Source organism: Desulfosporosinus acididurans (assembly GCF_001029285.1).
Classification (GTDB): domain Bacteria; phylum Bacillota; class Desulfitobacteriia; order Desulfitobacteriales; family Desulfitobacteriaceae; genus Desulfosporosinus; species Desulfosporosinus acididurans.
Map to the genome: position 1 here is coordinate 52247 of NZ_LDZY01000004.1, position 12178 is coordinate 64424.

Sequence of the window (12178 nt, forward strand, 5' to 3'; positions counted from 1 at the left end):
CAATTAGAGCTAATGTATTTTTGAACTAATGTATTAACGAAAGCAGATAACCTTTGTAAGTTTTCTGCATATTTAAATGAGGAGTAGTTCCATGGAATATTTCGGAGAAGAAGCCTTGGGTCTTGTCGAAACAAGAGGGATGGTCCCAGCCATTCAAGCCGTAGATGTCATGTGTAAAACTGCCGATGTTGTTCTTGTTTCTTATGAAAATATGGGTTCAGGTCTTGTCACAGTCATGGTGAAAGGTGATGTTGCCGCAGTAAGGTCTGCAGTGGAACAAGGGGCAGCAGCGGCAGCTGCCATTGGTGAAATGGTTGCTGCACACGTTATCCCGCGCCCCATAAGCCGAGTAGGGAAAATTGTTTCCCGGCATGATATTGATAACTGACATGAATTACTTGAAAAAGGGGAATTGCATGGAGAGAAATGATGCCTTGGGATTTATAGAGACCTATGGACTTGTATCGATACTTGAGGCTGCAGATGCGATGTGCAAGGCAGCAGACGTAGAACTGGTTGGATATGAGAATGTAGCTTCCGGATTAATTTCTGTGGTAGTACGTGGTGATGTTGGGGCTGTGAGAACCGCGGTTGAGGCTGGCGTTAAAGCAGCCGAAAAAGTAGGTAAGATTTATAGTACTAATGTTATTGCCAACCCTCATCCGGATGTTGAAAAAATTGTCGCTAAGCACGTTATAGATTGGTGAACGGATGACCGTTGCTTTTTACTTGGATAGAGAAAGGAGGCGAGGATATGGAGCGGATCGACCAGGATTTACTTTCCATCCAGGAAGCCCGAATACTGGTGGAAAGTGCGCGAGAGGCACAGAAATCTTTGGCAGCATTCCCACAGGAAAAACTGGACAAAATTGTGGGAGCTATGGCTGCGGAAGTTTTAAACTGTGCCCGGGAACTTGCGGTGATGTCCTCCGAGGAAACGGGGTTTGGTAAATGGCAGGATAAGTATCTTAAAAATGTCTTCGCCAGCGACTATCTTTTTAAGAAAATCAGAGATATGAACGTCGTTGGTATCATTGCAGAAGACAAAGTCAACAAGACCATGGATATTGGCGTTCCCATGGGTGTTATTGCTGCCTTGCCTCCTTCGACAAATCCGGTATCAACAACGGTCTATAAAGCCTTGATTGCCGTCAAATCGGGTAATTCGATTGTCTTTTCACCTCATCCCAGGGCCCAAAAGACCATTTCCAAAACTCTTGAAATACTGATACGGACGGCTGAAGCTAACGGTTTGCCCTCGGGAGCAATCGGATATTTAAGGACGGTTACTGTATCGGGCACAGTTGAAATGATGAATCATAAAGATACCGCTTTGATTCTGGTTACAGGTGTACCTAAAATGGTTGCTGCTGCCTATTCTTCGGGAAAACCCGTTATTTACGGAGGACCGGGCAATGGGCCGGCATTTATTGAGCGTACTGCCGATATTAAGCAAGCGGTATCAGATATTATTGCCAGCAGAACCTTTGACAATGGCATCATCTCTGCCTCAGAACAATCAATTGTGGTCGAGGAATGTATCGCAGGGGAAGTTAGACAAGAGCTGAGAAATAATGGGGCTTGTTTTCTCTCCGAAGGAGAGTCAGAAGAGCTCAGCAAGCTTTTCCTGTGCCCGGATGGCAGTATTAATCCGGAAATTGTCGGTAAATCAGCTGTCGAGATAGCAGAGAAAATCGGAATGTGTGTTCCTGAAGAAACAAAAGTCTTAATTTCCGAACAGAAATATGTCTCGGATTCCAATCCCTACTCGAAAGAAAAACTCTGCCCGGTGCTGGCTTTTTACGTTGAAAAGGATTGGCTTAATGCCTGTGAAAAATGTATTGAATTGTTGCTAAATGAAGGAAAGGGTCATACTCTTGTTATCCATTCTCGCAATGTGACTGTGATTCGAGAGTTTGCTCTGAAAAAACCGGTTTCCAGACTCTTGGTCAATACGCCTGCCACATTGGGGGGGATTGGAGCGACAACCAATCTTTTTCCGGCCATGACATTGGGCTGCGGTACAGCCGGCGGCGGTTTCACTTCTGATAATGTTTCGCCAATGAACTTGATTAATATCCGCAAGGTCGGTTACGGCGTTAGGGCTTTGGAAGATATCGCCAGGGGTGCAATAGAGAGGGAAAATTCAGAGACGATCAGCGGACATTGTTTCCCTGTGAAGAGTTCTAGGGACCCTTCACAGGATTTGAAAGCTCTGCTGGAAAAATTGCTGGAGCAGCTTGCTGCCCGTTAAAGGTTTAAGTAAGTATAAGGGAGGACCATAGTTTGAATCCAAAAGACTTTTCAACCAAATTTGCCGATGCCACCAAAAACTTGTCTTCGGATGAAAAGGCGGCCATCATGAAACTGTTTGAGGGGATTTCCAAGGAATTAACTGTCAACAAACCTAAGCCTTTTTTGGCAAGTGAACCAAAATCGCCTGTATTTGCAGGAGAAATTACTAGCTTAACGCCGCGTTTGAAACGGTTGCGCGATGCTTATCTAAAAGCAAAACCCAGTGTCAGCATTTATCGTGCCAGAGCTTTTACGCAAGTAGCCAAAGAAAATCCGGGCATGCCTAAAATTTTGCTGAGGGCTAAATGCTTTCGAAGAGCTTGTGAGACAGCTCCTTTATTAATTCAAAAGGATGAGCTGATTGTTGGGCATCCTTGCGGAAAACCTCGCACAGGTGCCATTTCTCCGGATATTGCTTGGCGATGGGTTCGGGATGAGCTGGATACAATGGCGACGAGACCGCAGGATCCTTTTCAAATCAGTGAAGAGGATAAGCGTGTTTTACGGGAGGAAATTTTTCCTTTCTGGGAAGGTAAAAGTGTTGATGAAATTTGCCAGACGCAGTATGAAGAGGCCGGTGTCTGGTCGTTTTCCGGCGAAGCCTATGTTAGCGACCTTTCCTATCATCAACTTAACGGTGGGGGAGATACCTGTCCCGGTTACGATATTATCCTTATTAAAAAGGGAATTAATGGTGCAAGGCAAGAGGCCGTTGATCAATTAAATAAATTGTCCATGGAAAATCCTGATGACATTGATAAAATTTATTTCTACAAAGCGGAAATTGAAACTTGTGACGGAATATTAGCCTACGCCAAACGTCTCTCAGACCATGCCCGGGAACTGGCTGACAGGGAAGAAGATTTAGAACGTAAAAAAGAACTTTATAAGATCTCTGAGGTTTTGACCTATGTGCCTGCTAATCCGCCGCGAACCTTCCAGGAAGCACTTCAGTCGGTCTGGACGCTGGAATCCCTCTTTATGGTGGAAGAAAACCAGACAGGAATTTCTCTTGGACGTTTGGATCAATATATTTACCCTATGTACAAAGCCGATATGGAAGAAGGACGCCTGAACAAATTACAAGCCTTTGAATTAGTAAGCTGTTTCATTATTAAGTGTGCTGAAGTTATGTGGCTGTCCAGTGAAATGGGTGCGAAATACTTCGCAGGCTATCAACCCTTTATTAACTGTACCGTGGGCGGTCAGAAAAGAACCGGCGGTGATGCGACGAATGATTTAACCTATCTGATCATGGATGCTGTTCGGATTACCAGGATGTATCAACCGGCTCTTGCCTGTCGGATTCACAATAAATCACCCCATGAGTATTTAAAGAAAATTGTGGACGTTGTTAAAGCAGGCCTTGGCTTTCCTGCCTGTCACTTTGATGATACCCATATCAAGATGATGCTTGCTAAGGGTTTCAATATTGAAGATGCTCGTGACTACTGTTTGATGGGGTGTGTTGAACCACAAAAGTCGGGCCGAATCTATCAATGGACGTCTACCGGGTATACTCAATGGCCGATCGCGATCGAATTTGTCTTGAACCGCGGCATGATGAAATGGCATGGAACAATGGAAGGGCTTGACACAGGAGACCTCGATAGTTTTAGCACCTACGAAGAATTTGATGCTGCCTGTAAAAAGCAAATTGAGCATATTATCCGCTTATCAGCTATCGGTACAGTTATCAGTCAACGTGTTCATAGAGAACTTGTTCCTAAACCGTTGATGTCCCTGCTTGTAGAAGGCTGCATGGAAAAAGGCACCGATGTGACCAATGGTGGAGCGTTGGTTAACTATGGACCTGGTTTGATTTTCTCTGGGTTAGGAACCTACGCAGATTCAATGGCAGCCATTAAAAAACTCGTCTATGACGAGAAGAAATATACCCTAAAACAGATTCGTGATGCCCTAAATTCCAATTTTAATGGGTATGAAGCCTTGCGTACGGATTGCCTGAATGCGCCGAAATACGGGAATGACGACGACTACGCAGACAATATTGCCTCGGATATTATCTCTTGGACAGAACGGGTTCACAATTCCTTTAAAATGTTATATTCCTTCTTAAGTCATGGTACTCTTTCAATTTCTAACAATACTCCCATCGGAGAAATTACAGGCGCAACTCCTAACGGCCGATTAGCTTGGACCCCATTGTCTGATGGAATCAGCCCGACCCAAGGAGCGGATAAATTAGGTCCCACAGCCATTATTAAATCCGTTAGCAAGCTGAATAATGATGCTATGAACATTGGCATGGTCCATAACTTTAAACTTTTACGCGGCATTCTGGAAACCCCGGAAGGAGAAAACGGCCTGATTACGCTGCTCAGGACAGCCTCGATTCTCGGCAACGGAGAGATGCAATTCAGCTATGTCGACAATGAAGTGTTGAAGAAAGCTCAATTGGAACCTGAGAAATACAGAGACTTAATCATTCGTGTTGCCGGGTACAGCGCCTACTTTGTCGAACTGTGCAAAGAAGTACAGGATGAGATTATCAGCAGGACCGTTTTGGATCATTTTTAAGAACAGTTTAAAGGAACTATAAAATTATGAGTACAGAATCAACCGGCATCTTAGAGCGCAAAGCGAGGATCTTCAATGTTCAGAAGTATTCCATCTATGACGGGCCAGGCATTCGAACCTTAATCTTTTTCCAAGGCTGTCCCCTAAGATGCCAATGGTGTTCAAATCCGGAGGGACTCGAACGAAAATTTCAGGTCATGTACATGGAAGATTTGTGCGTGCATTGCGGAAGTTGTGTCTCAGTTTGTCCGGAGAATATCCATTATTTCATTAAGGCAGAGGATGAGCCGCAATTCCACAACGAGAGGCCGAGGCATGACGTCAACAGAAGCCTTACTTGCAGAGGCTGCCGCAAGTGTGAGACCATATGTCCGCAAAAAGCGTTGTCAATCGCCGGCGCGGATAAATCAATCTCCGAAATTTTAGAAGTTATTCAGCAAGATTCTCTCTTTTACCTAAGTTCTGGGGGAGGCGTCACTCTTGGGGGCGGCGAGGTTACAATGCAGCCTGAATTTGCCGCCAATCTCCTCATGGAATGTAAGAATATGGGAATTGATACGGCGATTGAAACCTGCGGTTATGCCAAACTGGATTCGCTGCTCAAAGTGGCCCAATTTACAGATTTGATTCTCTTTGATATTAAGCATATTGACTCTGAAAAACATTATGAGCTGACAGGAGTACGCAATGAACGCATTCTAGAAAACTTAGGTGAGCTCCTGCGCCGCGGCTTTAATGTAAAAATCAGAATGCCGCTGATTCGCGGAATGAACGATAGTCTAGATACAATTCAGCGAACTATGAAATTCTTACAGCCCTTTAATAAACGTAAAAATTTTCGAGGTATTGATTTGCTGCCCTATCATAAATTGGGCATTAACAAATACAAGCAATTGGCGATGAATTACCCTATTACTGAAGACTTGAGTTTTAAAGAAGAAGAATTAGAGTCAATAGCTGCTGTGATAAAAGATTACGACCTAGAGGCTAAAATAGTGAAGCATTAAAAGGGCTTAGAGTGTTTAGGCCGTCAGGACAGAGGGATGTTATGAGTGCAGACGAGTTTGAGCGAAAACGTATAATTCAGGAATATGTGCCTGGCAAGCAAGTTACGCTGGCTCATATTATAGCTTCTCCCGTTCAGGAATTATACGAACGTCTGGGAATTGAAGAGCGGGGAGCCATCGGAATTGCGACTCTTACTCCTAGTGAGACAGCAATTATTGCCGGAGATATTGCGACCAAGACGTCTGACGTAGAGATCGGTTTTTTGGATCGTTTCACCGGCTCCTTGGTTATATCCGGCGATGTGGCTAGTGTTGAAGCAGCTATGACTGCCATTAATGAGACGCTGGAAAAGTTGTTGGGCTTTACTCCTGCGAGGATTACACGTACATGAAGAAACGCATTATGGTCGTTGGACCGACTCAAGCAGGCAAATCTACTCTGGCTAATCTCTTGAATGACACTGATAGACCCTTAAGAAAAACCCAGGATGTTATTTATGGAAAAAACACCATCGATACACCTGGTTCCTATATTGAAAACGCTTCTATGTATAAATATTTGATTGCCACTGCTCAAACGGCATCCCATGTGCTTATTCTGCTTGATTCATCAAGACCTGTTGATGTTTATCCGCCTGGATTCGCCAAGACCTTTACTTGTCCTGTTGTTGGCGTGATTACCAAGAAAGACTTGGGCCTGGAAAATGTTAATTTGTGCACACAGAAGCTATCAGGTATTGGAGTTTCCGAACCGTATTTCTTGGTTTCGCTGAATGATAATACGGGGGCAGCGGCCTTAAAAACACATTTGCGGCTTGTTGATCAGAAGAAATAAATTTTAGGTGATAATGAGCAGTGTCTGTAGTGCAACAATGGATCGGGTGCCGAATTGAGATTTCTGAAAGTGGGTGAGGCCATGAAATTTATAACTGAGATGGAATTACGCGATTTATATCAAAAAGAGCCTTTTACCACCTACTCTTTGGAATCGTCTATAAAGATCACTCCAGGTGCTCGTCAGTTTTTGGTGGACAGAGGTATCAAGTTGGTACAGCATCAAGAGGCTCAAAGTAATGATGGGATAAGTGTGAGACGTAACAAAGGGATGGGAGATCAAGGACTGAAAAGCTGCTGTATACAGAGATTACGGAGTACGATGGACACCCTCGAATCTCTTTTCCTACTGGTTGCAGCCGAGCTAATGTCCGGCGACGCCATGTTGGCCGAGGAAGTTATAGAACTGGAAAAGTGTTTCCGCAATGTAAAAAATGCTGAACTTCAAGGCTTTCCCCCAGATCCGATAAAATTCTGGGACTGGTCGGAAGAGGAAATTAAAAATTGCGCCGACAATTTAGTGAAATTATTGGAGATTAATGAATTTCACTCTCGGTTGGCCAATGGCAAAACGGTTACTTTGTTAAATTATTTACGCGCTTCACTCAGTGAGCTTGAACCAGCCATTTTAGAAGCATATTGGCTTGAAGAGCAAGAAGTTTGTTCGCGTCAAGATCTGATTGAAACTGTCAGTGTGATCATTAACATACTCTGCATAATGATGTGGAAATGTCTGGGAGGACAGAAATGCAAACCGTAAATTCTGCGTTTCAAGAATGCGATCAACTTGTTCGTGATTTTGAGAAAGTCATTGCCAAGCCTTTGATTAAGAAATCTAACGTCTATTATACAGGGATTGATTTGGGAACTGCCTATATCGTCTTAGCAGTTTTGAATGAGAATTATCAGCCTGTTGCCGGGGCGTACCGCTTTGCCAATGTGGTTAAAGACGGGATGATTGTTGATTATATTGGTGCGATTCGTATCGTTAAAGAATTAAAGCAAGAACTCGAAGAAAAGCTGGGAACTGAACTGATTTTTGCTTCGGCGGCCCTGCCACCGGGAACCTTTACTTTAGATTCAGGGGCCATTAAGCATGTTGTCCAAGGTGCCGGTTTTGAGATCACCAAATTATTAGATGAACCGACTGCGGCCAATGCAGTACTAAAGATTAAAAATGGGGCAATTGTTGATATTGGCGGTGGAACGACAGGGATTGCTATTTTAAAAGACGGTGAAGTGATCTATGTAGCCGATGAACCTACGGGCGGCACCCATTTTTCCTTGGTTATTGCCGGGGCTTATAAACTAAGCTTTGACGAGGCGGAACAGTATAAACGGAATCCGCAAAATCACCGGGAATTGATTCCGGTCTTAAGGCCGGTTATTGAAAAAGTCTCTTCCATTATTAATCGTCATGTCCAGGAATATTCGGTCAAAGAAATCTATCTGGTTGGCGGAACCTGCTGTTTGGCAGGAATCGAAACGATTATTGCCAAACAAACAAAGCTTCCAACCTACAAACCGCAAAATCCTATGTTTGTCACCCCCTTGGGAATTGCTCTGAACTGCACACAGGAAATTCAATAGACAGGAGCGGTTTCTCTATGGACTATCGGATTATTAAATCTCCTTCTCAAGGAACTCTGGAGATGCTTTTTCGACGCAAAGGCTCTGCCTCATCTGTCACGATTGAGAATTACGATGCTGTAGGCTTAGTTCAGGGACGACTCATTGATATGGTGTATGCTGCCGATATCGCAGAAAAAGCTGCAGGAGTTGTCGTGGAAGATATCAAGGGGCATTGTCCGCAGCATCTGATCATGATTGCCCTTTTCGGGGATACGGCATCAGTGGAAGCAGCCATTCAAGAAATACGAGACAAACTAAATAAAACAGGTGAAATGCAGTGATAGCAGCAAAAGTAATTGATAACATATGGGCGACTCGAAAAGCCGATTCGCTCCGTGGATTGAAATTTATGCTGGTTGAAGTTCTGGGAGGAATTGATGCCGGTCGACTCCTGATCGCCGCCGATACTATCGGTGCCGGAATTGGTGAACGTGTACTGGTTTGTACAGGCAGTTCTGCGCGTAAAATGCTGGACCGTGACGATACGCCTATTGACGCCGTTATTACAGGAATTATAGATGAAGATTGTACATTTTAACAAATAATTCGGAGGTGGAGAACGTTGGATCTTCTGGACATGATTAGGGATGCAGGAGTTATAGGGGCAGGAGGAGCTGGATTTCCAACTCATGCCAAGCTAACTTCGAAAGCAGAGTATATCTTGCTCAATGGTGCTGAATGTGAACCTCTTTTGCGGGTGGATCAACAACTGATGGTTCAGTGCGCCGATGAAATCATCATGGGATTAGCTGCAGCAGGAAGATATATTGAGGCCAGAAAGGCTATTATCGGGATTAAAGGCAAACATAAAGAAGTTATCGCCCACATGCGTGCAAGAATCGCTGCTCAGGGCCTTGAAAGTTACCTGGAAGTTATGGAACTTCGGGATATTTATCCCGCCGGAGATGAACAGGTTTTGGTTCATGAGTTAACCCGGCGAATTGTTCCGGAAACGTCTATCCCTTTGAAAGTTGGGTGTGTTGTAATCAATGCTGAAACCGCACTCAACGTATTTAATGCCATGTCCGGAAAACCTGTGACGGAAACCTATATCACAGTCGCAGGGGATATACCTCAGCGTCTGACTGTCAAAGTACCCGTCGGTTTGCCAATCCGTGAGCTCTTCAATCAATGCGGCATAGACAATTTAGAAGACTATGCTGTTATTGATGGAGGCCCCATGATGGGGTCTATTCTTAAGACCTTGGATGGTCATGTCACCAAGAAAAGTAAAGGCTATGTTTTGCTGAAAAAAGATCATTTTCTCATGCGCAAGAAGTCAGTCAATCTCGATCAAGCACGGGTTATCAGCAAAACGGCTTGTGAGCAATGTAGAATGTGTACCGACTTGTGCCCGCGTTATCTCTTAGGTCATAATCTTCAGCCTCATAAAGTTATGCGGGCTTTGAACTACAATCTCGAAGATGTTAAAGAACAACAAATTGCTTTATTGTGTTGTGAATGCAATGCCTGCGAATTATTCTCCTGTCCGGCAAATCTCCACCCCAGGTCTATTAATCGTTATTTCAAAGGCAAGCTGGCAGAACAGGGGATTAAATATCAACCGACAACCATGGAATTTCAGCCGAGAGAGGCTAGAGACTATCGCCTAATTCCAACCAAACGACTCATTGCCAGAATTGGCTTAACAGAGTTTGACAAACCGGCTCCGCTGACTAACGTCAATTTTCAGCCCCATTATCTGACGATTGCTTTGCGTCAGCACATTGGAGCCCCGGCAATCCCAGTAGTTGCTGCAGGTGAACAAGTTCAAGCCGGTCAGATGATCGGGAAAATCCCCGACAACAGTCTTGGGGCTTCAGTTCATGCCAGCCTGGCAGGTACTGTTAGGGAAATTACCGATAACGCTATTGTAATAAAGGTGGGTTAGTATGTTTAGAGCAATTGGAATGATTGAGGTTACTAGTATTGCAAGAGGAATTTTCGCAGCTGACCAGATGCTCAAAACTGCTTATGTTGACGTGGCCAGTGCTACTTCTGTCTGTCCTGGCAAATATATCACGATCGTTCACGGAGATGTAGCAGCGGTTGAAAGCTCTGTTAGTGCAGGTGTTGCTGTAGCAGGAGAATATTTGGCTGATAGCTTTGTTCTTCCCAATGTTCATCAAGGGGTTTTCCCGGCTATTACGGCAACAACGGTACCGGAAGGTACTGGTGCGCTTGGAATTATAGAGTCATTTTCCATGGCAACCATGATTACCGCTGCTGATGCAGCCCTAAAAGCCGCCGATATTCAGGCTCTGGAACTTCGCCTGGGCAGGGGACTTGGCGGCAAAGCGTACTTCACCTTCACCGGAGATGTTGCCGCAGTAGAAGCCGGTATTGAAGCTGGGAAAGCCATTGCTCTGGAAAAAGGATTGCTCGTTGATACGGAAGTAATTCCTTCGCCATCTGAGCGATTATGGAGCTCTTTATTGTAAAGCTGAATTTTTTCTTCCTATATAATGTATGCATTTTAAAGATTCAGTGAAAGGAGGTGTGATCTTGAAAAAACTTGTTTGCGCCGATGAGGTGAAAGCAGCAGCAGCAAAGGGACAAAAAATATTCTGTGTTGAGGGCAATGCGATTATTACACCTTCAGCCAGGGATATGGCTAAAGATTTGGGGATAGAATTCACTGAAGGTTCGGTTCCTGCAGTAGACCATAGTTGCAATGTAAGTGAAATGCAGAAGGATACAATCCGAGGAACAGAGATAGACAGAGATTTGATCTATCAAGTGGTCAAGGCCGTTTTGATGAATAAGGTTTTGCAAAATAGCTCATTGTCTGTTCCTGTAACACCGTTTTTGTCAGAGAGTGAACCGAAAAGCGGACTAAAAATTGTGCGGGGCAGAACAGTAAATTTTGAAAAGTTTGATACAGGAAATTCAAGTTCCAACGTGGCGTACCGAGAAGTTGTCAGTCAACATGATTCTCAAATGAGTGCGGGTTTTTTAACGATTGAAAAGTCCAGTTTTGATTGGGAATTATGTTATGAAGAGATTGATATTATTCTCGAAGGAAGCCTGTCCCTCACTATAAATAATAAAACCTATGAGGCCTGCCAGGGTGATGTTCTTTTTATACCGAAAGGTTCGAAGGTAACTTGGAGTTCTACCGGGTATGTCAAACTCTTCTATGTAACCTATCCGGCAAACTGGCCTGACCTTAAGGCAGAATAGGAGAGAATGTTATGCAAGCGCTTGGCTTAATTGAGACACGGGGATTTCTCGCTGCGGTTGAATGCGCAGACGTCATGCTCAAAGCGGCGCAAGTGGAACTTGTAGGGAGAACCTTTGTCGGCGGCGGTCTTGTCATGATTGCAGTAACCGGTGACGTGGGAGCCGTTCAAGCTTCAGTGGAAGCCGGTGCAGCAGCGGCTAAGCAGATAAGAAACACATCACTAGTTTCACAACATGTAATTCCCAGACCAGATAGCCATATCGAGCATTTGCTTATTTCAAACATCCCACCAAGTTCAGATTTAAAAACCCCTATGAAGGAATCGCTTCCAAAACAGGAAATCTCCAAACAACTCTTTGAATCCAATGAAACTGCAAAAGAATCTTCGGACTCTTCGCAGCCGCAATTGACGTTTTCCAGCAAAGAGGAAGTCGATACTTTTGTCCATCAATTTGGGCTTAAAAATGGCTTGGATGCTTTAAAGGCTCTTTCAGTAGCCAAACTCCGCAAATTAGCCAAAGGATATAAAGACCTTGATGTTGCAGATCGTGTAATAGCAAAGGCAAATAAAGATCTACTTTTGCAAAAGTTTAAAGGTTATTACGAGAGAAAGAAATAAGACTAGATTCTGCGCAAGGTTGTCGAATTGTGCAATAGGTCAGGTATACCCTGAAAAAGGTGCATA

15 protein-coding genes are annotated in these 12178 nt (G+C 44.1%); all 15 read left to right on the top strand.

Annotated elements, in window-relative coordinates:
* Positions 1-91 precede the first annotated feature (91 nt).
* The 15 genes from DEAC_RS05890 (at position 92) to DEAC_RS05960 (ending at position 12112) form a co-directional block, all read left to right on the top strand.
* Positions 92-388, top strand: a complete 297-nt coding sequence (locus DEAC_RS05890; protein WP_047809114.1) for a BMC domain-containing protein — start codon at positions 92-94, stop codon at positions 386-388.
* Between the two features lie 28 nt (positions 389-416).
* Complete coding sequence (locus tag DEAC_RS05895) at positions 417-707, top strand: BMC domain-containing protein (protein ID WP_047809115.1); 291 nt, start codon at positions 417-419, stop codon at positions 705-707.
* Between the two features lie 47 nt (positions 708-754).
* On the top strand, positions 755-2254 hold the full coding sequence (locus DEAC_RS05900) for an acetaldehyde dehydrogenase (acetylating) (RefSeq protein ID WP_053006295.1): 1500 nt from the start codon (positions 755-757) through the stop codon (positions 2252-2254).
* A 32-nt stretch (positions 2255-2286) separates the two neighbouring features.
* Positions 2287-4836, top strand: coding sequence for a choline trimethylamine-lyase (cutC, locus tag DEAC_RS05905; RefSeq protein WP_047809116.1), 2550 nt, complete (start codon positions 2287-2289; stop codon positions 4834-4836).
* Positions 4837-4862: 26 nt separating this feature from the next.
* Positions 4863-5843, top strand: coding sequence for a choline TMA-lyase-activating enzyme (cutD, locus tag DEAC_RS05910; RefSeq protein WP_047809117.1), 981 nt, complete (start codon positions 4863-4865; stop codon positions 5841-5843).
* 41 nt (positions 5844-5884) lie between these two features.
* Positions 5885-6235, top strand: coding sequence for an ethanolamine utilization microcompartment protein EutS (eutS, locus tag DEAC_RS05915; protein WP_047809118.1), 351 nt, complete (start codon positions 5885-5887; stop codon positions 6233-6235).
* Entirely contained in the window at positions 6232-6678 is a 447-nt protein-coding gene (locus tag DEAC_RS05920; RefSeq protein WP_047809119.1) for a EutP/PduV family microcompartment system protein, read from the top strand. The genes eutS and DEAC_RS05920 overlap by 4 nt, the downstream gene beginning before the upstream one ends.
* 81 nt (positions 6679-6759) lie before the next feature.
* Entirely contained in the window at positions 6760-7437 is a 678-nt protein-coding gene (locus DEAC_RS05925; protein ID WP_047809120.1) for an ethanolamine utilization cobalamin adenosyltransferase, read from the top strand.
* Positions 7425-8267 (top strand): ethanolamine utilization protein EutJ, encoded by an 843-nt coding sequence (gene eutJ / locus DEAC_RS05930; protein WP_047809121.1) that lies wholly within the window; start codon positions 7425-7427, stop codon positions 8265-8267. The genes DEAC_RS05925 and eutJ overlap by 13 nt, the downstream gene beginning before the upstream one ends.
* A 17-nt stretch (positions 8268-8284) precedes the next feature.
* Entirely contained in the window at positions 8285-8590 is a 306-nt protein-coding gene (locus DEAC_RS05935) for a BMC domain-containing protein (RefSeq protein WP_047809122.1), read from the top strand.
* Positions 8587-8847: a EutN/CcmL family microcompartment protein gene (locus DEAC_RS05940; RefSeq protein WP_047809123.1), complete on the top strand. Its 261-nt coding sequence runs from the start codon at positions 8587-8589 to the stop codon at positions 8845-8847. Before DEAC_RS05935 ends, DEAC_RS05940 begins: the two co-directional genes overlap by 4 nt.
* 24 nt (positions 8848-8871) lie before the next feature.
* Entirely contained in the window at positions 8872-10200 is a 1329-nt protein-coding gene (locus tag DEAC_RS05945; RefSeq protein ID WP_047809124.1) for a 4Fe-4S dicluster domain-containing protein, read from the top strand.
* 1 nt (position 10201) lies between these two features.
* Positions 10202-10750: a BMC domain-containing protein gene (locus tag DEAC_RS05950; protein ID WP_047809125.1), complete on the top strand. Its 549-nt coding sequence runs from the start codon at positions 10202-10204 to the stop codon at positions 10748-10750.
* A 64-nt stretch (positions 10751-10814) separates the two neighbouring features.
* Complete coding sequence (locus tag DEAC_RS05955) at positions 10815-11492, top strand: cupin domain-containing protein (protein ID WP_047809126.1); 678 nt, start codon at positions 10815-10817, stop codon at positions 11490-11492.
* 11 nt (positions 11493-11503) lie between these two features.
* A complete protein-coding gene (locus DEAC_RS05960) occupies positions 11504-12112 on the top strand; it encodes a BMC domain-containing protein (RefSeq protein ID WP_047809127.1) in 609 nt (202 codons plus the stop codon).
* Positions 12113-12178 lie beyond the last annotated feature (66 nt).